The 21,437-nt window shown below is 55.2% G+C and carries 19 protein-coding genes and 1 tRNA gene; 3 read left to right on the top strand and 17 right to left on the bottom strand.

The genetic code is table 11. The annotated features are described in order from the left end of the window. Nucleotides 1–27: 27 nt before the first annotated feature. Genes M2Q46_RS09820 through M2Q46_RS09810 form a run of 3 tightly spaced genes read right to left on the bottom strand, consistent with a single transcriptional unit; the run spans nt 28 to nt 2,765 of the window. Complete coding sequence (locus tag M2Q46_RS09820; RefSeq protein WP_009461284.1) at nt 28–1,395, bottom strand: N-acetylmuramoyl-L-alanine amidase; 1,368 nt, start codon at nt 1,393–1,395, stop codon at nt 28–30. Next, nucleotides 1,359–1,859, bottom strand: coding sequence for a bifunctional alanine racemase/tRNA (adenosine(37)-N6)-threonylcarbamoyltransferase complex ATPase subunit type 1 TsaE (locus M2Q46_RS09815; protein WP_009461285.1), 501 nt, complete (start codon nt 1,857–1,859; stop codon nt 1,359–1,361). The genes M2Q46_RS09820 and M2Q46_RS09815 overlap by 37 nt, the downstream gene beginning before the upstream one ends. Before the next feature lie 9 nt (nt 1,860–1,868). Beyond that, nucleotides 1,869–2,765, bottom strand: coding sequence for an AEC family transporter (locus tag M2Q46_RS09810; RefSeq protein ID WP_009461286.1), 897 nt, complete (start codon nt 2,763–2,765; stop codon nt 1,869–1,871). Between the two features lie 208 nt (nt 2,766–2,973). Between M2Q46_RS09810 and M2Q46_RS09805 the strand changes: the two genes are divergently transcribed. Continuing rightward, nucleotides 2,974–3,912, top strand: a complete 939-nt coding sequence (locus M2Q46_RS09805; RefSeq protein ID WP_022983479.1) for a tripartite tricarboxylate transporter substrate binding protein BugE — start codon at nt 2,974–2,976, stop codon at nt 3,910–3,912. A gap of 81 nt (nt 3,913–3,993) precedes the next feature. Here M2Q46_RS09805 and M2Q46_RS09800 read toward each other — a convergent pair whose 3' ends face one another. The 8 genes from M2Q46_RS09800 to M2Q46_RS09765 form a co-directional block, all read right to left on the bottom strand. Continuing rightward, nucleotides 3,994–4,809 (bottom strand): glycosyltransferase family 2 protein, encoded by an 816-nt coding sequence (locus M2Q46_RS09800; RefSeq protein ID WP_115634189.1) that lies wholly within the window; start codon nt 4,807–4,809, stop codon nt 3,994–3,996. Continuing rightward, complete coding sequence (locus tag M2Q46_RS09795) at nt 4,806–5,162, bottom strand: multidrug efflux SMR transporter (protein ID WP_115634188.1); 357 nt, start codon at nt 5,160–5,162, stop codon at nt 4,806–4,808. Before M2Q46_RS09795 ends, M2Q46_RS09800 begins: the two co-directional genes overlap by 4 nt. Then, nucleotides 5,159–5,995, bottom strand: a complete 837-nt coding sequence (locus M2Q46_RS09790; RefSeq protein WP_115634187.1) for a sugar phosphate isomerase/epimerase — start codon at nt 5,993–5,995, stop codon at nt 5,159–5,161. Before M2Q46_RS09790 ends, M2Q46_RS09795 begins: the two co-directional genes overlap by 4 nt. A gap of 2 nt (nt 5,996–5,997) precedes the next feature. Continuing rightward, complete coding sequence (locus M2Q46_RS09785; RefSeq protein ID WP_115634186.1) at nt 5,998–6,786, bottom strand: NAD-dependent epimerase/dehydratase family protein; 789 nt, start codon at nt 6,784–6,786, stop codon at nt 5,998–6,000. Then, nucleotides 6,779–8,425 carry a hypothetical protein gene (locus M2Q46_RS09780; protein ID WP_115634185.1) on the bottom strand — a complete coding sequence of 549 codons (1,647 nt, stop codon included), beginning with the start codon at nt 8,423–8,425 and terminating at the stop codon, nt 6,779–6,781. The genes M2Q46_RS09785 and M2Q46_RS09780 overlap by 8 nt, the downstream gene beginning before the upstream one ends. Then, entirely contained in the window at nt 8,412–9,542 is a 1,131-nt protein-coding gene (locus tag M2Q46_RS09775; protein ID WP_115634184.1) for an FAD-dependent oxidoreductase, read from the bottom strand. Before M2Q46_RS09775 ends, M2Q46_RS09780 begins: the two co-directional genes overlap by 14 nt. Before the next feature lie 2 nt (nt 9,543–9,544). Continuing rightward, on the bottom strand, nt 9,545–10,558 hold the full coding sequence (locus M2Q46_RS09770; protein ID WP_115634183.1) for a glycosyltransferase: 1,014 nt from the start codon (nt 10,556–10,558) through the stop codon (nt 9,545–9,547). A gap of 160 nt (nt 10,559–10,718) precedes the next feature. After that, nucleotides 10,719–13,007, bottom strand: coding sequence for an NADP-dependent malic enzyme (locus M2Q46_RS09765; RefSeq protein ID WP_035271015.1), 2,289 nt, complete (start codon nt 13,005–13,007; stop codon nt 10,719–10,721). 143 nt (nt 13,008–13,150) lie between these two features. On the opposite strand from M2Q46_RS09765, the gene M2Q46_RS09760 reads away from it, so the two are divergent. Further along, complete coding sequence (locus M2Q46_RS09760; RefSeq protein WP_035275544.1) at nt 13,151–14,152, top strand: LysR substrate-binding domain-containing protein; 1,002 nt, start codon at nt 13,151–13,153, stop codon at nt 14,150–14,152. Nucleotides 14,153–14,370: 218 nt separating this feature from the next. Here M2Q46_RS09760 and M2Q46_RS09755 read toward each other — a convergent pair whose 3' ends face one another. From M2Q46_RS09755 to dctP, 6 genes are read right to left on the bottom strand one after another with little or no spacing between them, the layout of a single operon-like run. Beyond that, a complete protein-coding gene (locus tag M2Q46_RS09755) occupies nt 14,371–15,855 on the bottom strand; it encodes an aldehyde dehydrogenase (protein ID WP_088450989.1) in 1,485 nt (494 codons plus the stop codon). Next, the gene (dapA, locus tag M2Q46_RS09750; RefSeq protein WP_302357155.1) at nt 15,856–16,743 is read right to left on the bottom strand and encodes a 4-hydroxy-tetrahydrodipicolinate synthase; all 888 of its coding nucleotides are present in this window, start codon (nt 16,741–16,743) and stop codon (nt 15,856–15,858) included. Between the two features lie 35 nt (nt 16,744–16,778). Beyond that, complete coding sequence (locus M2Q46_RS09745) at nt 16,779–17,429, bottom strand: GntR family transcriptional regulator (RefSeq protein WP_035271006.1); 651 nt, start codon at nt 17,427–17,429, stop codon at nt 16,779–16,781. Between the two features lie 24 nt (nt 17,430–17,453). Continuing rightward, complete coding sequence (locus M2Q46_RS09740; protein WP_115634181.1) at nt 17,454–18,773, bottom strand: TRAP transporter large permease subunit; 1,320 nt, start codon at nt 18,771–18,773, stop codon at nt 17,454–17,456. Next, on the bottom strand, nt 18,770–19,291 hold the full coding sequence (locus M2Q46_RS09735; protein WP_009461299.1) for a TRAP transporter small permease subunit: 522 nt from the start codon (nt 19,289–19,291) through the stop codon (nt 18,770–18,772). The genes M2Q46_RS09740 and M2Q46_RS09735 overlap by 4 nt, the downstream gene beginning before the upstream one ends. A 26-nt stretch (nt 19,292–19,317) precedes the next feature. Then, a complete protein-coding gene (gene dctP / locus M2Q46_RS09730) occupies nt 19,318–20,376 on the bottom strand; it encodes a TRAP transporter substrate-binding protein DctP (RefSeq protein ID WP_035271004.1) in 1,059 nt (352 codons plus the stop codon). A gap of 552 nt (nt 20,377–20,928) precedes the next feature. On the opposite strand from dctP, the gene M2Q46_RS09725 reads away from it, so the two are divergent. Further along, nucleotides 20,929–21,003 (top strand) — tRNA-Arg (locus M2Q46_RS09725). The last annotated feature ends 434 nt before the right edge of the window (nt 21,004–21,437 follow it).

Below are 21,437 nucleotides of genomic sequence, written 5' to 3'. Positions count from 1 at the left end.
GCTTTTTTCATCGAACCAAGCAGATAGTTAGCTACGGCTGGCCAGTGCCGGAAACTCGGCAAAATATCCCCGGATGCCGGTCAGAATGGCTTGGGCAATTTTGTCCTGATGCGAAGAACTACGTAGCAGACGCTCTTCTTCCGGATTACTGATAAATGCCGTTTCGATCAGAATCGATGGAATATCGGGTGCTTTCAACACAGCAAAACCAGCGCGTTCAACATTGCGCTTGTGCAGGCGGTTGATCTTGCCGATCTCGCCCAGCAGGCGCGAGCCCACTTTCACCGAGTCGTTAATCTGTGCGGCTGTGGACAGGTCCAGCAGAATCTGTGCGACCTGACGGTTGTGGGAACCCAGGTTCAGACCACCGATCAAGTCAGCATCGTTCTCTTTCTTGGCCAGCCAACGGGCCGCCGAGCTGGTTGCACCGTTCTGGGACAGGGCGTAGATGGACGAGCCACGCGCACTGGGCTTGATCCAGGCGTCAGCGTGAATGCTGATGAACAGGTCAGCTTTCACCCGACGGGCTTTTTGCACACGCACTTGCAGCGGCACGAAGAAGTCCGAGTCGCGCGTCAAATAGGTACGCATATTGGGTTGCGCATCAATCAGACGCTTCAAGCGACGGGCAATGTTCAGCACCACATCTTTTTCACGGGTACCACCGGGGCCGATGGCACCGGGGTCCTCACCTCCATGGCCAGGGTCCAGTGCGATTAGCAAAGGACGATTGGGTGTACCAGGCGTGGCCGCAGGCGAAGGAGAGCGCGGTGGAGTTGTAACGGGAGGCGGCGTACGAGCGACGGGCGGCAAGGTCTGCCCCTGTACTGTAGGCACAGGAGCGTCAGGCGAGTTTTGAGCCAGGCTTTCCAGGACGGAAGCCAAGGGGTCGTTATCGTCCTGAATTTGCAAAGCCAGCAACGGGTCTTGAGCCACGCGCGGGTACAAGTCCAGCACCAGACGGTACTTGTATTCGCCAACGGGCTTAAGGGTAAAGATCTGGGGAGCGACGGCCTGTTTCAGATCCAGCACCAGACGCACGACGTCGGGGCGGTTCTGGCCCACGCGCACGGAGCGAATGTAGGGGTCATTGGGGCGGACCTTGGAAACCAGCTCCTCGATGGTGCGGTTCATGGTCAGGCCCTGGATGTCCACCACCATGCGATGGGGGTTTTCCAGTGTGAAGTGCTCGGCCTTGAGCTCGCTATCCATTTCCAGGGTGACGCGGGTGTATTCGTCTGCCGGCCAGGTACGGACGGCCACGATGGTGCTGGCGTTCGCCAGCCGCGGTATGACGGGAAGCAGGAACAGGGTGGTGGCCGTGGCGACGAATCGGCGACGGGCCTTGCCGGCTGGGGCTACTTCTGCAGGCTGGGGGCGAGTGTCGTAATCCATAGCGTTCCTTTGGCGCTGCGTGCATCCAGGGTGGCCAAACGACCGTCACCGCAATAATCCAGGTGTAAATCCAGATCGGGCTCGGGCAATAAATCCCCTGCTTTTTCGGGCCATTCGATCAGCACAACAGCATTGTCTTGCAAAATATCGCGAAAACCTGCGTCGACCCATTCTCGTGGATCGCTAAATCTATAAAAATCAAGATGATAGAAGTATAAGCTAGAAACTTTATAACTTTCAAGCAAAGCGTAGCTAGGACTTTTGATACGACCGGTAACGCCACAAGCCCGTAACAGGGCCCGAACAAAGTGGGTTTTACCGGCGCCCAGGTCACCATGAAGATGAATTCGGCCACCCACAGGCACACCGGGAACCTGACCGCTTAGCAGCGGGGCAAGGCGCTCGGCCAAGGCGGTGGTAGCGTCCTCGTCAGGCAAGGACAGGGTTAAAGCTTGCGGATTCATAGGCTTGGATCAGGTAGCGAGGGATAACCACAATGGAATGGTCAAGCCCGCTAGTATAGTGCCGATCGACATGGTCAGCGCGACCAGACGGCTATCGGCTCCCATGCGGGCAGCCAGTACGTGGGCAGAAGAGGCCGTAGGCAGGGCAGCAAATACCAGTAACATCTGGCGCTCCAATGTGCTCATATCCAACACCCAGGCAATCGCCAGCGCCGCCAAGGGCAAAGCCAGCAGCTTGATGGCCGTAATCCAGCCGATCAAGGCCCCGGCACGCCGCGAGCCTTGCAGGGACAAGGTGGCGCCTACACACAACAAACCAATCCCCAGGGCACAAGCCCCCAAGCGGCTAAAGGCCAATTGAACCGGGCCTGGTACGGACAAACCAGCCAGATTCCAGGCCAGTGCAGCAACAGTAGACAGAATCAGGGGATTTTTAAGCAGCTCGATGGCGATACGGCCTTGCTGCCCCCGCGCCAGCACGGTCACTGCCACCATATTGGCCATGGGAACAGAAAAGCCCACCAGCAAAGCCATGACAGCGACACCCGATGGCCCGGCAATCGCACTGGCCAGAGACATCCCCAAATAGGTATTGAAGCGAAAGGCGCATTGAGTCAGGGCCGCGTGCTGCAAATGTTCGGGTTTCAGAATGGGCAGGGCCAGCCAGGCCAGAACCGTGCCTACGGCAATTAAAACAGCCGCAGCGACCAATAAAGGCCAGGTATCGCCCAGATTGAGCGGAATGCGGGTAATGGAATCAAACAGCAGGGCTGGAAACAGGACGTAATAGACTAGCTTCTCCGCACCCTGGAAAAAATCCCGGCTGAAATGAAAGCGATGCAGCAGTAAAGCCCCCAGTGCAATTAACAGGAAATCGGGCAGAATCAGCGGGAATATTGTGGCCATGATGAGGGTAAATAGAAGCAGATATAGGTATATCCCCTGTAGGTATCTGCTTTCAGAATTAACAATTGATGGGGATTAGCTGCGCTATTATTGGTTAGTTCCCCTTACCCAGGGGATGGATCTACAAAAAGACTAAAGAGGAGATGTTCCCATGATAGAGAAGTTTCCCAAGAAATTTGCGCTGCTATCCCTTTGTGCAAGTTTGTCCATGATCGGCACGGCTAATGTCGCTCATGCTCAAGCGGATTATCCGAATCAAGCGATTCGCGTCATTGTTCCTTTTGCGCCAGGCGGCTCCACCGATATTGTGGCGCGCATTGTGACCAAGGGCATGAGCGAAGTGCTGGGCCAGTCCATGGTGGTAGAAAACAAGGGTGGTGCCGGGGGCGCTATTGGAGCGGCAGAAGCGGCTCGCGCCAAACCTGACGGCTATACCTTGTCAATTGCCACCATCTCGACTCTGGCAGTGAATCCCGCTTGCCGCCCCAATGATTTGCCTTACGACCCCTTGAAAGACTTTGTGCCGGTCAGCAACTTTGCCAACCTGCCCAACGTGATCGAGGTCAACCCCAAATTCCCGGCACAGAACTTCAAGGAGTTCGTGCAGCAACTGAAAGACAATCCAGGTAAGTATTCTTACGGCAGCTCGGGCACTTGCTCGGTGCTGCACTTGTTTGGCGAAGCCTTCAAGCTGGAAACTGGCACCGACATCGTGCACGTTCCTTACCGTGGTGCCGGCCCGGCTGTAACGGATGCGGTCGGTGGCCAGATCAATGCCATGTTTGATAACCTGCCTTCGTCCATGGCCCAGATTCAGGCTGGCAACTTGCGCGCACTGGCTATTGCCTGGCCCGAGCGCCTGCCTGCTCTGAAAGATGTGCCGACCTTGGCCGAAGAAGGCTACCCGCAGCTGAACAGCCCGGCCTGGTATGGTCTGCTGGCTCCCAAGGGTACGCCGCCTGAAATCGTTGCCAAGCTGCATGCCGCTGCTGCGGAAGCCTTGAAGAAACCCGAAATTATTTCGGCTCTGGAAAAGCAGGGGGCAACACCGTCGGGTAACTCGCCTGAAGAGTTCGCCAAGGAAATCAAGGAGCAGTACGACTGGGCCCACGACGTGGTCAAGAAAGGCAACATCAAGCTGGAATAAGCTCGTCTCAGTCTTTTCTCGCCGACTGGCAAGGAACAGCACCCCAAGTGCCAAGCTCATTTTGGTGCTTGGGGTATTTTTTTATGGCTCCGTCTTATCCGGGTTATAGCGACCTAGACATGCCTGTATCAAAACGGTCAGGAGTCCCAGGTTTCCGCGTACGCTGCTGATTTTCGTTGGGACCTGTCCTTTGGGGTAAAGTCGGCTGGTGGGTAATTCAACACAGGTATAGCCAAGCTTGGGTATCCGATAGGACAGGTAGGCCAGTAGTTCGTAATTAGCAAAAATATCGCGGAAAGGAGCGACACGAGGGTCTAGCAAGATACGTCGGCTATAGGCTCGAAAGCCTTGCGTGGTGTCGGTCCAGCGGAATCCAGAAAACAGGCTCAACATGGGCGCATGGATTAGACGTATCGCCAAATCGCGAGACAGAGGCGTGTTTTTTGCAAACCCACCCGCAATGTAGCGAGAGGCCTGAACGAAATCGGTTCCTTGTTTTAAGGATTGAATAAATTCGGGGATGGCTTGCGGGTCGTCCTTGTCGTTCCCGTCAATGGTGATGATTCCTTCATAGCCGCTTGTCAGACAAAAGGCATAGGCGCAACGCAATTGAGCACTCAGTTTTCCGCTACCCGTTTTGACAAGCAGGCCGCGCACTCCCAGTTGCTGTAATAGCATGGGTTCCAGTGAGCCGTCAGTACTGCCCCCATCAATAAGAATGATGTCAGCGTGCTTTTCGATTTGAGCATCTGCCATGCGTTGCAGAAGGCTATGTATGCGAGCCCCTTCATTGATTACGGGGATAACGACGCAATAGTCATGTCGTTTTCCTTGCCAGAAGGTACATTCGTAAGCAGGTACTTGCCAGTTTGCGGGCGCGGGTGAAATGGGGCTCATGTGCTTCGGAAAGTGATGAAAATAACACCGACAATGACCAATACGATGCCGATGAGTGTGGTGGTGGGGAATGCTTCACGAAAGAGCAGGTGAGACATGATTGCAACGCTCGCAATGGCCCCAGAGGTCAAAATGGGGTGCGCAACATTCAGGGGTAGTCTTGTCAGGGCGGCGGCATAAAGCAGAAAAGCTATTCCATAGAGAACTAGTCCTAGCCAAAATGGCCAGTTGCTCAAGGCGGCCATGGGGTCGGAGAGCGATGGAAAGCGGCGGGGGGGCATCATGGCCAATTTGACGAGCACACTGGCGCTGGCGTTCGCTGCAATACCCAAGAAAAGAATCAGCCATTTCATAGCGGCTGCTCAAGTGCGGGGTTGCGATAAGCCTGAATGGCAACGTGCAAGGCTCGTGAAATGCTTTGCAAGGCAGGTTCTGTTTCGGTAGCCAACATTTCTATGGTGACGATGGCTTTGGGCAGGGATTGGGCCAGGGCTGATGCCATTTTCCCATGGTCTGTTCCGTTATCGCCTAATGGCACCAATTGTGGTTCGCTTGCATGGACATGGCCGATCAGCGCTGCGTAAGAGTTCAGCACCTGGGCTACATCCTCCTGGTTGATGGTAATAGCCCCTGTGTCCAGTTGCATGCGTAAAGCCGGGTGGTTGACGGCTTTGACCACTAAGGCTGTTTCCTGACTGTTAGTCATGAAGTTGGCACCATAGCAGACTGGATTAGGCTCCAGGCATAGCAGAACGCCCTCATCGGCGGCGTAGTTGGCTGCTTGCTGGAAAAACTGGATTGCGCTGTCTGTGGCCTCTTGGTCGCTTAGACTATGACGATCCCGGTTGCGGGGGGAACCAAAGACCAGACGTGTTGCGCCCAGTATGCCTGCAATCCGAAAAATGGCCTGGAGGCGGGTAAGCAGCCCTGAGCGAGATGCTTTATCGCCAAAGACATTCAGGCCAGTGGTGCCAAACAACAAGGACTGCATGCCGATGATGCTGATACCACGTTCATGCCACCACTGTTTCACTGCCATGATTTCGGCTTTGGTCGCCAGCTCAGGGGATGAGAAGTATTTGCCCGGCGCAATATCGATGGCGTCAATCTGATGCTGTTCAAGCAATGTGGCGATACGCTGATCTTCTTCAGGCTGCCAGGCGATATTGGAAATGGACAGTCGCATAGTTAGCCCTTCTCCTGAGATAGCGTGACAGGTTCGGTTTGGACATAAGCCCGTATAGCTTGGATGGACTCTTTGCGACTGTATTGGTAGGCACCATGAGCCTCATACAGTTTGGTGTGCAAGCTTCGGATGTCGTAGTGGGCAGGAGGGTGGTCCGTCACGTTTTCAAAGAACTGGTTAAAGCCGTGTGTGGCAATCTCTGCGACGCTCACGGGTTCAGCACATAAATGCAGTAGCTCCAAATCTGCTTTTAGTGCCGTTTGCAAGTCATACCAAAGGTTGATCATAGGGTAAAACTGGAACAGCGCCCGGCTATCAATCGCTTGTAGATTATTGCTGTTCAGAAAATCGAACAGGATATTTTTACTAAGGCCAGGCCCAACCAGACCAGGAAGACGGACAATCAGGTGATTCTCGAATCGTTGGGTAACGAATTTCTCCAGCATGCGACGGTGCAGGCCGTAAGGGTGCAGATTGCTTTCATCGACTTCGCTGGACTCATCGACATGAATCGGGCTTTTGAATACATCTACCGTGCTGATGAGTACAAATTTTTTGCAGGTAATCCGGTCCAGATGCGCAATCAGTTGTTCAATGACTTCTTTGTCATGGGCAGGCTCCTTGTTGGCCAGCCATTTTTTGGCGGGAGCAGCGCAGCAATAGACGGTGTCATATGGTTGAGTGCCGATTTGATCGGCATTGGTGCTACGAAAGTTGTGCCCGAAAGCACGCTGACGACTGAGTGTCTGGCCTACAAAACCGGAGTATCCGATCAGGGCATCTTCATTCATGGTCTCTGAGTCCTTCTTGGTAGCGTAAGCAGAGCGTGGCTCTGCATGTCTCTATGGGGTAGTGCTGGATGATAAAAGCATCCAAGGCAGGAAAGCGCTGTTTCATTGAACGGCCATCAATGTTGTAGGACCAAAAGGTAGAGGAGTAAATCAACACCGGCACATTGCTGAGCTTTACGTCATTGATCAGCTCGTCTTCATAGTCCGCTGATGCATAGACGGGGTAGGTAAAGCGGCTGCAGGCGGGTAAACGGGTAAGGCCGTTGATCAGACCATGATTGGCAAGATCAAACACGCAGTGAGCTTTGTGGCGCTGCAATTCGGCACTCGCCCACTGTATGTCGGGTGCAACGGTATCTTGATCCAGCTGTTTTTTGATCAGGGGGGTGACCCATCCATATCGGCTTTGCGTAAGTTCAGGGTCAACGTCCTGGCTCAGGGCAAATATATAAACTGAAAATAGCAGTGAGGCGCACAAGGCCAGATTGGCGACGAAGCGCTGCCCGGTGTAACGAGGCGTGTTCGCCTGCAGCAGGCAGGCGGCAGCAAGAGCAGGGACGAAAGTAGTGTGTTCTAGTCCGATCAGGAAGCTTTGCCACAGCAGCCAGATTGCTGCTGCCCCAAACAGCCATTGCATTCTGGATTGGATGCAGGGGGTTCGAATCGCCAGCAGCATCGGAATCCATAACGCGTAATGAATATGCTCCGGATCTGCCCGGTTTGTCCCTATTTTGGTGAAGAGTGCCGCAAGCAAGGACAGAGCAATCAGTTCCGACAAGGCTTTTTTCAGACTATGGGCGCGCCAGTGCGAGAACCAGCAGCCGAGTACGGCCAGTATATTGAGTTGTACGGCAAACTCGATGAGAGGTGTGGTTTGTGGCCCGGCGGCCAGGCGCCATTGCGCTGATGTGCGCATTAGTACCAGAATATTTTCCAGTAACGAAGCAGGGGAAAGAATAGGATGTATCAGGCCCGCCAAAGCAAGGGTCAGCACGAACATAGCCAACGCGATCAGGTAGTCTCGCTGACGAGGTAAGAGAACGAGGGTTGCCGTACCCAGAGCCAGGCAAGCCGCGATACCACGGTCAAAGCTCCAGACCAGCCCCAGGGCCATGCTCAGACCGAATGCCACTTGCTGTGCTCTCCGTATTTGTCGGCTGTATCCTGGTTTGATCAGCAAGTAGAAAAGCAGGAGGCAGAGCAAAAGAAACAGATCTCGGTAGCCGACAGTAAAGGCCGCTGACAAAGCCAGGCACAGTGCGGGTAATCCTGGACGTGGCTGGTCTGATAGGCGAATTCCTAAAATAGAGACCAGCAAGCAGGCTATCAAGCCTAAAAGACAATACAGAAAGAAGGTAGGCAGAAAGCTGTAATGGGTGTCGCTCAGGCTGGAGATGAGTAAATACGGGATGTAATCCAGGGCCCCATGAATGGATAGTGCGGGAAAGGGGGAACCGGCTGTGTCCGATAAAGACTGTGCAACGGCGAAATACTCCCCTTGGTGAAAAGGGTCCTGGAAGAAATAGTTTGAGCCCTGGACAGTGAAGCGGCCGGAGAATTTTTCAATTAGGGCAGCGGGCAGACACAAGGCAAGAATGGCTGGTGCAGTGATGCGGTGTTGGAGGTCAACGGATTTCATCTTCTATTTTTTCCAGGACATCATAGATGTTGTCGACTTTTCCACCCAGTATTGACCAGCAGCCCGGCAAAGTATGGTGGCGCTCGAACAAGATGGGACGACCATCGTCTGTCTCATTACGGCTGAGTACGGTCTTTACTTCGAACAAAGACTCTTTATATTGGGCTTTGGCCATCGCTGGCATATAGCGTTGTACGTCCCGAATCATACGATCAAAGCGAGACTGGTAATCATAGGTGCGCAAGCGTTGATAAGGGTCTAACGTAGGTTGATCCTGCCAGTGAAGGTGCGGTGTGTAGCGTACATGCGATAGCGTGTGGAGTTGGCGAGCGGGAAAGGGCATGACCGAGAAAAAGGGGCCGTCCATGACGGTGATGCCCAGTGAAGCCAGTTCTGAAGGCATTTGAATCAGTGCCATCTCCGTGATTTCATGTTTGAGTTTGCTTTGGATAGGCGGAAAGTCTCCCCCTAATTGGTTCAAGCCGCTGTAGGTGCAGTTCAGAATGCGTTGCGTTTGAATATTTTTTGGGGTGGCGTCCTGATCGGTGATCTGTAGGCTCAGGCGGCCAGGATTATCTTGGCCGACAGTGCTTGCTTTAACTCCGCAAAGGACGGTGACTCCAGCATCGCTCAGGGCCTGCCTGGCCCAGGAGGCTAATGTGGTGCTATCAAACGCATACTCATCCACCAGAAAAACGTTTTCGATGAGTTTGGGATTAAATAGGGCAAGCAAGGTAGGGGGGGCATTTTCGATGCGGGCGTCAATTTGTTGGCAAAATTTGATAAATTGCCTGGCGGTGACTTTCGAATTGCGACGAGCAATGGCGTAGAGCTTGAGATGCTCTTTGTAGATGGCTTGCGGCCATTCTTGCAGAAAACGGGGCAGATTGATTCTGCTTCTATAGGCAGTGACGAAACTGCGTGGATAGTGGTAACCATTATGTACTCGAGCCTGGTTGTTGTATGAGGCCCGCGTCATTAACGCTTTTTCTTGTTCTACCAAGCATACCCGCCAGTTTCGTTGACGAGCCAGGAAGACGGCAATGGCACATCCATAAAAACCGCCCCCAATCACCACCGCATCCCATGATGAATTGTCCCCGGTCGTTCTTTCCATGGTCACGACTGCCCGCTTGAGCGCGCTGTGCTGGATTCTTGTTCCTGGATGTTGAGTTTTTCGCGGCGGCTTATGCGGGCGCTGGTGAACTCTTGGGCAATATGATAAAGCGGTCCTTCGTTGGATAGGCTGGCCATGTTCAGTATGTACTCGCCCAGTACAAGCAGTACCAGGGAAATTAAGAAGAACATGCCTGATTGTTGCAGCGAAAGGCTGATCCAGCCTTCGGCAATATTGTCTTTGTAAAACGCAATAAACAAGACATACAGGGAATACAGCAGATTGGCCACCGCACCGAACAGGGAAAGTGTAGTAACCAGGCGCATAGGGGCGCGGGTGGTTGAAACCAGCAGGCGCATGCCTCGGTCTACGCTGTGGCCCAGTCGTCTTGGCTTGGCGGTTCCGGGTAATACGCTTTTGTAATGCAATGTGGTTTTGGCAAAGCCCCCGGTAGCGGGCAAGTGGCGGTATGTGATTGCAGGTTGGGGGTGCTGCAATATGAAGTTCACGACTCGTTTACTGAGCACGCGATATGGTGGCGCCTCATTTGCCAGATTGATTCCACTAAGACGTTTGTACAGAATGTTGAACGTGGTAAAGGCCAAGCGGTAAGCCAAGGTTCTTGGGTAGGGTTGCTGGTTCAGGGCGAAGACGACATCGGAGCCACTGACGGCATGCGCTAACATTTCAGGCAGGAAATCGAGGTCATCGACGACAGGATTGAATACGGCCACAAAATCACCCAGGGCGTTTTCAAGTCCCACCCATGACGCCGTGTCAGTATCCACTTCTTTGGTTAGTGCATAAACCTGCAAGTTCGGCAAACCTTGTTCGCTGGCAAGAGCCTGAAGCGTGCTGATGCTGTTATCAGTAGATGCATTGTCAACCACGATGAGCTCGTAGTCGCTGACCAAGGGGGACAGTTTTTCCGAGATATGGGTCAGCATAGGTTCAAGTTGCTCTGCTTGATTGCGTACTACACAGACCAATGACAAGAAAACAGGATAAAAGATCATGTGGCTCCCGGCAGATCTGTGACGGAGGTAAAAACCAGAAATGCAAGACAAGGACGGAAGGAATAGGCTGAATGTAGCATTTTATGTCCAAGTCTAATTGGGAGAGTAGATATAAAAAAACCGGCCTGCACAGGCCGGTTTTTCATTTCAGCCCTAAGGCTTAGCCACGATTGGCTTGCAGCACGGTCAAGGCCGTCATATTAATGATGCGGCGTACGGTGGAGCTGTAAGTCAGGATGTGTACAGGAGCATTGGCGCCCATCAGGAAAGGACCGATGGCCACGTTGCTGCCAGCAGCAGTCTTCAGCAGGTTGTAGCTGATATTGCCAGCGTCCACGTTCGGGCAGACCAGCAGGTTGGCTGAGCCTTTCAGCGAAGAGTTAGGCAAGGTGCGGCTGCGCAGGGCTTCGTCCAACGCGCAGTCGGCGTGCATTTCGCCGTCCACTTGCAGCTCGGGAGCCTGTTCCTGAATCAGCTTCAGGGCCTCGCGCATCTTGGGACCGGAAGCGGCCGAGTCCGAACCGAAGTTGGAGCGCGACAGCAGGGCGACCTTGGGTTCCAGGCTCAGCGTGCTCAACATGCGGGCGGCTTCAATCGTGTATTCCGCAATTTCCTGTGCGTTCGGGTCGTCGTTGACGTGCGTGTCAGTCAGGGCAACGGTGCGCTCGCCCAGCAGCAGGATGTTCATGGCGGCGTACACGCTGGAGTCGGGTTTGCGACCGATCATCTCGTCGATGTAGCGCAGGTGGTTGTGGTAGGAACCGATCGTGCCGCAGATCATGCCGTCGGCATCACCCAGGTGCACCATGGTCGAGCCAATCAGGGTCAGGCGGCGACGCATTTCCACGCGAGCCATTTCCTTGCTGATACCGCGACGGCACATTTTTTCCCAGTACGTGGTCCAGTACTGGTGGAAACGGTCGTCAGACTCGGGGTTGGTCACTTCCACATCCACGCCCAAACGCAGGCGCAGACCAAATTTCTTGATGCGGGACAGCAGCACGGCAGGGCGGCCAACCAGAATCGGGTGGGCCAGCTTCTCGTCCACAATCACTTGCACGGCACGCAGCACACGTTCTTCTTCACCTTCGGTAAAGACGATGCGAGCCTTGCCGCCTTCGCGCACCAATTGCTTGGCTACGGCAAACACGGGCTTCATGAATGCGCCGGAGTGGTAGACAAACTGTTGCAGCTTGGCGATGTAGCCTTCCAGGTCAGCGATAGGGCGGGTTGCCACGCCTTCTTCCATGGCGGCTTGAGCCACGGCGGGGGCGATGCGCACGATCAGACGTGGGTCGAATGGCTTGGGGATCAGGTAGTCGGGGCCAAAGCTCAGGCCGTAACCACCGTAGGCAGCGGCCACGGCTTCGTCTTGCTCTTCTTCAGCCAGAGCCGCAATCGCGCGGGCAGCAGCTTTTTCCATGCCACGGGTAATCGTGGTGGCGCCCACATCCAGCGCACCGCGGAAGATGTAGGGGAAGCACAGCACGTTATTGACCTGGTTCGGGAAGTCCGAACGGCCGGTTGCCATGATGACGTCATCGCGAGCGGCTTTGGCGACTTCAGGCAAAATTTCGGGGGTGGGGTTGGCCAGCGCCATCACGAAGGGACGGTCTGCCATTTTCTGCAGCATTTCAGCTTTCAGTACGCCACCGGCGGACAGGCCCACGAACACGTCAGCATTTTCGATGACATCAGCCAGCTTGCGTGCTTCGGTTTCTTTGGCGAAACGGGCCAGTTCAGGAACCTGGTGACCAGGGCGGCCTTTGTAGACCACGCCGTCAATGTCGGTGACCCAGACATTTTCTTCGGGCAGGCCCATGTCCACCATCAAGTCCAGGCAAGCCAGTGCGGCCGCACCGGCACCGGAGGTCACAACCTTGATCTTCTTGATATCTTTGCCGACCACTTTCAGGCCGTTCAGGAAAGCCGCCGTCACGCAAATGGCGGTACCGTGCTGGTCGTCGTGAAAGACGGGGATGTTCATGCGTTCGCGCAGCTTGCGCTCAACTTCAAAACACTCGGGTGCCTTGATGTCTTCCAGGTTGATGCCACCGAAGGTGGGCTCCAGACCGGCGATGATATCCACCAGCTTGTCGGGATCGGTTTCGTTGATCTCGATGTCAAACACGTCCAGGCCAGCAAATTTCTTGAACAGAACGGCCTTGCCTTCCATCACGGGTTTGGAGGCCAGGGCACCAATATTGCCTAGACCCAGCACAGCGGTACCGTTGGAGATCACGCCCACCAGATTGCCCCGGCCGGTGTAGCGGAAGGCGTTTTTCGGGTCGACCACGATTTCTTCGCAGGCGGCAGCAACACCAGGGGAATAGGCCAGGCCCAGGTCACGTTGGCTGACCAGGGGTTTGGTCGCGGCAATGGTGACTTTGCCGGGAATGGGGAACTCGTGGTAATCCAGGGCGGCTTGTCGATCTACAGGTGAACTCATCGTGTCCTCTTGCTCAGGCGCCAAACAGGTGTTTGGTGAAATCCAGGGAAGGCGTGGCGAATAGTGCGCCAGCGCCGGCTTTCAACAAGTGTAGATAATTAAACAGTCCGCAGTATTAGGGCTTATTATTGCCCTATTAGTAAATGCTTATAGATAGGGGTAAAGGCTTGGAAACAAACGATATCGCCCATCGCCTGGTACAACGACTCAGGTTGCGTCACCTGGCTCTGCTGATCGAAATCGACCGCTTGGGCTCGCTGACCAAAGTGGCGGATTTAATGGCGATGACTCAGCCTGCGGTCACTCAAGCCTTGGCCGAGGTGGAGCAAGTCTTTGGCACACCGCTATTCCTGCGTTCATCGCGTGGTATGGAGGCAACAGCGCAAGGGCAGATCGTGATTTCACGTGCTCGGGCCATGGTGCAGGACATGGAGTTGTTGAGTCTGGACTTGCAGGCGCACAGCATGGGGCGGCAAGCACATTTGCGGCTGGGGGTGATTCCCCTGGTGTCCGGCAAGCTGGTTTCCACGGCCTTGCGGGCAACTCGCCCTCAAGGGCAGGTCGTGTCCGTCAGCATCACCGAAGGGCTAACGGAAACGCTGCTGGAACAACTGCGTGATCACGCTTTGGATGCAGTGGTGGCGCGCAGTTCTCCGGACTTGAATATGAAAGGGCTGCGCCATGAAGCCTTGTACGCGCAGCAACCACGCTTGATTGCCAGCCGGGAACTGGCGGGGCGATTGGGCCGACGCAAGTTGGATTGGGCGCAATTGCAGGATCTGGACTGGATTCTGGGACCGCGCAATACCCCGATGCGGCGGCAGGTGGCGAATCTGTTTTTGCGGGCAGGCTTGTTGGAGCCGGTGCCCAGTGTGGAAACCTCTTCACCCAAGCTGATCGGTGAACTGATCGTGAATCACTCCCGTGCTGTGTCTGTGGTCCCGACCGAAATTGCTGAAGAACTGGTGCGCGTGTCCGGCGTGGCGATTGTGCCGTACTCCTTTGAGTGGGGCTTGTCGCCTATTGCGCTCTTTACGCGGGTGGCCGGCCAGCAGCGTCCGGTGGACACGTTGTTCGCGCAGGAGCTGAAACGGGTGTGTACTGATAAGACGGTGCCTTTGGAGCGGGGGGCTTTTTTCTACTAATGTCGTTCTGTCTGCTGCGGGCTGATTGCTAGTGTTACACCGTGAGCGCCCTATGCTGAGCGGGCCGGGCAAGAGCTGGAAGCAGGATGTCATACCTGCTCAAAAAACTGGAGCAGCTCAGTGGTAAGAACCACCCCCCGCTTGTATGCCCAGGAGTCTGGAAGGGGGGCGGTGTGCAGCGCCCGGTTTATTGATGCCGGGGCTATGCAAGCAGTGGCTTACTGGTTCACATACCAGATGGCCTTGGTTTGCTGGTACTGATCCAGGGCTTCCATTCCCTTGTCCTTGCCGCCAAAACCGGACAGTTTGAAGCCGCCAAAGGGCGCGGTGATATCACCTTCGGAAAAGCCATTTACCGAAACGGTGCCTGCCTTGATTTTGCGCGAGACACGCTGCGCCCGCCGTACATCAAGCGTGTAGAGGGAGGCGGCCAGGCCATATTGGGTATCGTTTGCCAAGGCGATGGCTTGCTCTTCTGTCTCGAAGGTCGTGATGGCCAGAACGGGGCCGAACACTTCCTCCTGGAACAGGCGGTCTTCCGGGGTGATGTGATCGAAGATGGTGGGCTCGATATACCAACCACTGCCCAGGTCACTGTGAATGCGCCCCCCATGAACCAACTTGGCGTTTTTGCCGGGGTTCTGCAGAAAGCTGGCCACTTTTTCAAAGTGCGCTTGTTCTACCATCGGCCCGATAGACACATCCGGGTCCGTAGGCAGACCTACTTTCCAGGAGCTTAGCCCCTGTTTGAGTTTTTGCAGTAGCGTATCTTTCAGGCTGCTGTGTACGATCAGGCGGGAGCCGCAGCTGCAGTTTTCGCTCATGTTCCAGAATGCGGCCGCCAGGATGGACGGAACTGCTTCGTCCAGCAGGGCATCCTCAAAAACGACCTGGGGGCTTTTCCCGCCGCATTCCAGCACGACCTCCTTCAGATTGCTTTCTGCGGAATACTTCAGAAACAGGCGACCCACTTCGGTGGAGCCGGTAAACGACACAATGTCCACGTCCCCGTGCCGGCCCAAAGGCTCTCCGACTTCCTCGCCTGTGCCTGTGATCAGGATCAGGGCTCCTGCGGGAACGCCTGCCTGATGTGCCAGCTGTGTCATGCGGTAGGCGCTCAGGCTGGTTAGCTCGGACGGTTTCACAATGACCGAGTTGCCGCACACCAGCGCAGGGGCAACTTTCCAGGCGTACATTTGAGCCGGGAAATTCCAGGGCAGGACGGCCGCCACCACACCAATGGGCTCCTTGGTGATCAAACCCAGTGCGTCGGAGCCGGTTGGGGAAATTCGACCAAAGCATTTATCGGCCGTCTCTGCATACCAGCTGAAGGTATCGATGGTGGCGGGCATGTCGGTATTCAGACATTCGGTGATGGGCTTGCCTGCGTCCACACAATCAAGTGCGGCCAGTTCCTCGGCGTGTTGCTCCAGCAAGGCCACCCATTTGAGCATGATTTTTTTGCGTTCTGCCGGAGACAACTCAGACCATTCGCCGGACTCAAAGCTTGTGCGCGCGGCAGCGACCGCTGCTTGTACATCCGAGGCTTGGCCGGCAGCGATTTTGCCAATTACGGCCAGGTCGATAGGGCTGACGTTATCGAGCAGGGCCGAAGCCGTGGTTTGATAGCCAGGAATCAAATGGGAAGCGTGCAGCTTTCCGGTGCGGGCCAACTCAAAGACAGTCTCTTGTTGCGTGGGCATTCAAGCCTCCTGTTCTACTTGATAAGCGTTGATCTGGGCCAGGAAGTCATCTCGTTCCTGCGCGTCGACTGGCAGCAGAGGCAAGCGTACCGAACCGACATCAATGCCGTGACGCACGCAGCCCAGTTTGGCTTTCTGGTTGTAGTTGCCCGACTCCATGGCGGCAATGGCGGGCAACATGGCAGCCATCATGCGACGTACCGTGTCCCAGTCTTCTTGCTCGGCGGCTTTCAGCATTTGGACCTGCTCGGCCGGAAACACATTGGCTCCGCCACTGATCCAGCTGCGCACGCCCCAGAACAGGAAATCGGCCGCCTGGTCATCGCAGCCGCAAACAACCTGGAAGTCGGGCAGATTGGCATTGACCATGGCAACCACCCGGCTGAAGTTGCCGCTGCTCTCCTTGATGCCCACAATGTTCTTGACCTTGGCCAGTTCGTAAACGGATTCAAGCTCGATCTGGATGCCAATGCGTGCCGGGAAGTTGTACAAGACGATGGGCAGTTCAGTGGCCGCGGCGACCTCCTTGAAATACGCCACCACTTCATTCTGGCCGGGCAGGCTGTAAGGGGTGGGAGAGAGCATCAGTGCCTCATACCCTAGCTCTTCCGCTTCACGGATTCGGCTGATGGCTTCGGCAGGTGACATGGAGTTCACGCCGGCAATCAGTGTTGTGCGGCCACGGCCAGTTCTGGCAACAATCTCCAGCACGCGGCGACGCTCCTGTGCACTGAGCGCGTAGTATTCGCCTGTGGTTCCACAAGCCACGATACCGCCTACTCCGGCTTCAATAAAACACTCAACCAGACGCTCCAGCGCAGCTTCGTTTAACTGGTTGTTGGCGTCAAAGGGGGTAACGATGGGAACGAGGATTCCGTTCAGATTCATGATGTCTCCAGATTATTAATAGTTGATCTATCGGTTTATTCAATGACTTTGCGGGTGAAGGCGCTGAGGTAGGCCATCAGCGTCTCGGAGCCCTGCAAGGCCTGTTCGGGGTTTCCATCCTGGATGCCTTCGGCCAGGGTCAAATGAGCTTGGGCTCCGGCCTCCAGGTCCCCTTCATATTGATAGGCGTACCAGAACCGTCGGCACTGAACGATCATGGGAGTGACCGCTTGCACAGCAAAGGTGTTGCGACAGGCCTGGTGGATGACTTCGTCCAGATGCTGGTCGGCCAGCATGTAGGCGTCGATATCCTTGGCGTCGGCAGCATCCACCATGGCCTGGGCGTGACCGAGCAAGGCGCTGCGCTGGGCTGGAGTCGCCCAGCGAGCGGCGCCCTGCACAATCAGGCGCTCCAGGACACGGCGCGTTTCAATCAGAGTCAGATGTTCAGCCACACGGATTTCACTGACACGCAGGCCGCGGCGGGGCTGTTGCTCGATCAATCCCAAGGCCACCATGCGCATCAGGGCTTCACGCAAGGGGGTGCGTCCCAAACCTGTCATTTCCACCAAATCACTTTCTACAATGGCCTGACCAGGCTCCAGTTTGAGAGTGGCAATTAACTGCTCAATCGCTTGATAGGCGATTTCAGCGGCACGAGAAGAGGGGGTGGGGGCGCTACTCACGGAGACTCCAATATAAAAATTGCGTTAAAAGCCGGATACTTGCTGGGGTAGCCAGGTGGCAATCGCCGGAAACAGGGCGACGATCAGCAAGGTCAGCAATTGAGCAAGAATAAACGGCACTACACCTCGACAAACTTGTCCGTAGGTCATGTCTTTCGGGGCAATGGACAGCAGGTAGAAAATGGATGAGGCCAGGGGCGGTGTCAGATAGCTGGTCTGAATGACAACGATCACCATCACGCCAAACCATAAGGGGTCCAGCCCGGTAGCCACAATAAAGGGCAGGAAAAGCGGAACGCAAATCAGCACGTTCGCTGTCCAGTCCAGTACAAAGCCCAGCAGAAAGACGATGCCCAGGAACAGAATGATCGTACCTGTACTGCCCAGTCCCAAGTCGCTGGTCAGCATCTGTACCAGCTTGGCACCTCCATTGGCCGCGAAGGCACCGGTAAACATGGTGCCTCCCGCCACGATCAGCATGATCATTGCCGTAATGCGTACCGTGATTCGCAAGGCTCCACTGAAAACATCCCAGTTGAACTGACGGTAGAAGATACAAAGAACAGCGGCGGCGGCAGCGCCCAAGGCGGCGGCCTCGGTGGGTGATGCGATCCCTTTCATCAGGGAGCCCAGAACAGCGATGATCAGCAGCATCATGGGAACCAGACCACGCATTGTGATACTGATTTTTTCCCCTAAAGGTCGGCGCATATCCTCGTCATCTGCCCGTGGGCCCAGCTCCGGCTTGAGGGTGGTAGCGATCAGGATATAGGCCACAAAGAGCGTGGTCATCAAAAGGCCCGGAAAGAGCATGGCAGCAAACAGCTCGCCAACCGGAACCTGTGCCAGGGAGGCATAGACGACTGCGACCACCGAGGGAGGAATCATGGTGCCCAGGGAGCCCCCGGCGCAGATCGTGCCCGCGATCAGCGAGTTGTTGTAGCGAAAGCGCTTCATGGCCGGGATGGCCATCAGCCCCACCATGATTTCTACCGCGCCAACCACGCCTGCTGCAGCGGCAAAGGTCGCCGCCATGGCGATGGTGGCAATGGCCAGCCCGCCTGGCAGGCCGCCCAGCCATAACTGCATGGTGCGAAACAGGCGTGCGGCAATGCCCGAGCGCTCCAGCAGGGCTCCCATCAGCACAAACATGGGAATCGCTGACAGGATATGGTTGGTGGCCGCTCCATACAAAGCACCATACATCTGGTCAAAGACCATGGGGCCAAAGGCGTACCAACCGGCCAGAAAAGCGGGCAGGATCAGCGCAAAAGCCACGGGCATGCCCTGAAAAATCAGCAGGAACAGAGCAGGGAACATGAGTCCGGCGATCCATAAATTCATGGGCTCACCTCGACGTCAGCAGTGTTCTGTTCTTTGACCGCACAGCGCAAGCCATGGGCCAGCAGTTGCAAGGTAAAGGCGATCAGGCCAATGGCAATGCAGGCGTAGAAGGGCCACATCACCGGGGCCCAGGGGCTGACCATTTCGACCTCGTTCAGCTTCCAGGCCATCCAGGCTTTCTGTATCCCGACTTTGCTCAAGATGGCAAACAGCGGAAACAGCACCAGCAGGTACAGGAGCACGTCAGACATACGGGCCAGGGACTTGGGCAAGTGCTTGCGAACCACATCAATACTGATGTGTTCGTTCTGACGCATCACCCAGGCCATGCCCAGCAGAAAAATAGCCCCATTCATCATGTACGCCACATCAAAGGCCCAGACGGTGGGGGCATGCAGAACATAACGGGCAAAGACTTCCCATACCATGGCGGTGACCAGGATTGCCGCCGCCATTTCCGCCAGCCGAGCGCTTGCAAGAGCGATAAAGTCGATCAGTTTTGAAATAGGCTGCAGCATGGCAGCTCTCCTTCAGAAAGTGGGACTTAGTCTCGGATCAGGTAATTGCTTTCACTGCGCCAACGGTTCAGGAATCCGTCGTAATCAGTCAGCAAATTCTTCATGTAGTCGTTGCCCGATTGCGCTTGCGCTTCGGCTTTCTTGTGTACCCAATCATTGCCGGCATCCGCCAATTGCTTGATGAAGGCCGGGTCCAGAGTGATGACTTCATTGCGACCCTGGCGGTACTTCTCCATGGCTTTGATGTCGGCGTTGTAGAAGTAGTCCAGGGATTGGTGGGTGGTCAGTTCAGCAGCGGCCTCGATCAGTTGCTGCAAATCGGCCGGCACTTTATCCCAGGTTTCCTGCTTCAGGACGACTTCCCACATAAAGGTGGGCTGATGCACACCAGGGACCACAATGTATTTGGCGGCCTGATGAAAACCTTCGGGGGTATTGGAGGAGGGGGTAGCCCATTCCACCGCATCGACCCCTTTGCGCTGCAACAGGGTGTACGTGTCGCCGGGTGGCACCACGGTGGGAACGGCACCGAAATAGTCTTTCATTACGTCCGCCCAGGCACCGGAAGTGCGATATTTCAGGCCTTTCAAGTCCTCTGCAGTTCGGATGGGGGTGTTGGAGTGGGCCAGCACTTCCGTCGAACCCAAACCGACAATCATGGTTTTGAGACCGTTTTTGGAACGCAGCTCCTGCAGTTTTTCCTTGCCGCCGCCTTCATACAGCCAGACGCGATAAGCATCAGGTCCCATGCCACCGGGGTAGCCAGCAAAAATGGCATTGGCCGGGTCCTGGTTGACCAGGTAGCTGGAGGTGGAGTGCCCCGCCTCTACCACGCCGGTCTCTACCGCTTCAAAAACTTTAAGGGCGGGAACAATAACACCTGCTCCAAAGGGCTGAATCTCGACACGATCCCCCGTCATGAGCTTCACGTTCTTTGCAAAACGCTCCAGAAAATTCTGATAAAACGGGGAGCCTTCGGGTACGGAAGTTGGTACGCGCCAACTGATTTCGGCCGCTTGCGCCGAGGCCATGCTGCTCAGCAGAAACAGGCCGGCCAGGGTGGATGCAACAAGTTTGGATTTCATGTTTGTCTCCGGTGGTTTTTTTATAGTCCAGCTCCGTCGCAGGCTGGCGGCCAGCGTCAAAGCATGGGATGGATCTTAATATTTTCTAAATATATTAACAACATATTTAGATTGGGGTTTGTCCTAGAAAGCGCTGGAGGTGGCTTGCTGATTGGGTTTCGGTGTTCTTTTTGGATGGTGGAAGGACAGGGTAAGGGCGTTCCAGACCTGGTTTTGGCGCGGATTTTCAGCGGTGAAATCATTCGTGATGCGGATTTTTTCATGCTTGTTTGAAGCACTGCGGGGCAGCCTTGTTGAGCTGTTTCAATCCTTTCGTCCCCGCGGTCTAGCTGGTACACTTTGCGACTGCTTTTTTAGAAGCGCACGGCGGCAGGACTGGGTCTTTGGACCGTTCTTTTGCTGTAGCACTTTCGGTAGCAGCAGGCAGGAAAATAGCTGGTTGTTTACGAACAAGAGAGGGCGTCGAATCTACTCTTGCGTGTTGTAAAGCCTGGATTCCTGCGGTGCATGTAGTGTCTGGCCCGCCTGGGCCCACTGCGCAGACAAGCCACCGGGCCCATAGTTAAATGGATATAACTTTCCCCTCCTAAGGGAAGATTGCAGGTTCGATTCCTGCTGGGCCCGCCATTCTTATGCATGACGCCTGCCCGGCTTCATGGTCCTGAAGGCTCGTTCTGATAGGCCGAGCTTTGATATCCCACTTGATGATTAGCATCCTGTGCTTTTTGCGCAGGGCTGTTCGTGCCCGCTCGTTTTCTTTTTTCGAGCCAGCCCTGTTTTGAGCAACAAGGCTGGCTTGAGCACCTGACTAATCGTTCATGATGACAATTCAAGAGTCATGCGCGCTATGGAATGCGGGAGGCGCTAATGGAACGGTCGATTGTCAAAACCCGGAGATGAGCTTCTGGGGTTGTGTTGCTGTCCCCATGCTTTGCCGGGATTTCTTGTTGAGGACAGATAGTCATCTACATTCCCGGTCCAGAGCTTGAATCCCAGACAACTTTTCCATTTGTCTTGTTGATAAAGCCAGTGAGTTTGGCAAACGGAGCAGCGAAACAGGC

It is taken from the genome of Alcaligenes sp. YSL9 (assembly GCF_030515105.1).
In the GTDB taxonomy this organism is placed as follows: Bacteria; Pseudomonadota; Gammaproteobacteria; order Burkholderiales; family Burkholderiaceae_B; genus Alcaligenes; species Alcaligenes phenolicus.
This window is presented reverse-complemented; position numbering and strand designations above follow the sequence as displayed.

What these genes read in the sequence shown, in the direction of transcription:
- M2Q46_RS09820 (WP_009461284.1), bottom strand. Translation starts at nt 1,395, where the DNA reads ATGGATTACGACACTCGCCCCCAGCCTGCAGAAGTAGCCCCAGCCGGC.
- M2Q46_RS09815 (WP_009461285.1), bottom strand. Translation starts at nt 1,859, where the DNA reads ATGAATCCGCAAGCTTTAACCCTGTCCTTGCCTGACGAGGACGCTACC.
- M2Q46_RS09810 (WP_009461286.1), bottom strand. Translation starts at nt 2,765, where the DNA reads ATGGCCACAATATTCCCGCTGATTCTGCCCGATTTCCTGTTAATTGCA.
- M2Q46_RS09805 (WP_022983479.1), top strand. Translation starts at nt 2,974, where the DNA reads ATGATCGGCACGGCTAATGTCGCTCATGCTCAAGCGGATTATCCGAAT.
- M2Q46_RS09800 (WP_115634189.1), bottom strand. Translation starts at nt 4,809, where the DNA reads ATGAGCCCCATTTCACCCGCGCCCGCAAACTGGCAAGTACCTGCTTAC.
- M2Q46_RS09795 (WP_115634188.1), bottom strand. Translation starts at nt 5,162, where the DNA reads ATGAAATGGCTGATTCTTTTCTTGGGTATTGCAGCGAACGCCAGCGCC.
- M2Q46_RS09790 (WP_115634187.1), bottom strand. Translation starts at nt 5,995, where the DNA reads ATGCGACTGTCCATTTCCAATATCGCCTGGCAGCCTGAAGAAGATCAG.
- M2Q46_RS09785 (WP_115634186.1), bottom strand. Translation starts at nt 6,786, where the DNA reads ATGAATGAAGATGCCCTGATCGGATACTCCGGTTTTGTAGGCCAGACA.
- M2Q46_RS09780 (WP_115634185.1), bottom strand. Translation starts at nt 8,425, where the DNA reads ATGAAATCCGTTGACCTCCAACACCGCATCACTGCACCAGCCATTCTT.
- M2Q46_RS09775 (WP_115634184.1), bottom strand. Translation starts at nt 9,542, where the DNA reads ATGGAAAGAACGACCGGGGACAATTCATCATGGGATGCGGTGGTGATT.
- M2Q46_RS09770 (WP_115634183.1), bottom strand. Translation starts at nt 10,558, where the DNA reads ATGATCTTTTATCCTGTTTTCTTGTCATTGGTCTGTGTAGTACGCAAT.
- M2Q46_RS09765 (WP_035271015.1), bottom strand. Translation starts at nt 13,007, where the DNA reads ATGAGTTCACCTGTAGATCGACAAGCCGCCCTGGATTACCACGAGTTC.
- M2Q46_RS09760 (WP_035275544.1), top strand. Translation starts at nt 13,151, where the DNA reads ATGCTTATAGATAGGGGTAAAGGCTTGGAAACAAACGATATCGCCCAT.
- M2Q46_RS09755 (WP_088450989.1), bottom strand. Translation starts at nt 15,855, where the DNA reads ATGCCCACGCAACAAGAGACTGTCTTTGAGTTGGCCCGCACCGGAAAG.
- dapA (WP_302357155.1), bottom strand. Translation starts at nt 16,743, where the DNA reads ATGAATCTGAACGGAATCCTCGTTCCCATCGTTACCCCCTTTGACGCC.
- M2Q46_RS09740 (WP_115634181.1), bottom strand. Translation starts at nt 18,773, where the DNA reads ATGAATTTATGGATCGCCGGACTCATGTTCCCTGCTCTGTTCCTGCTG.
- M2Q46_RS09735 (WP_009461299.1), bottom strand. Translation starts at nt 19,291, where the DNA reads ATGCTGCAGCCTATTTCAAAACTGATCGACTTTATCGCTCTTGCAAGC.
- dctP (WP_035271004.1), bottom strand. Translation starts at nt 20,376, where the DNA reads ATGAAATCCAAACTTGTTGCATCCACCCTGGCCGGCCTGTTTCTGCTG.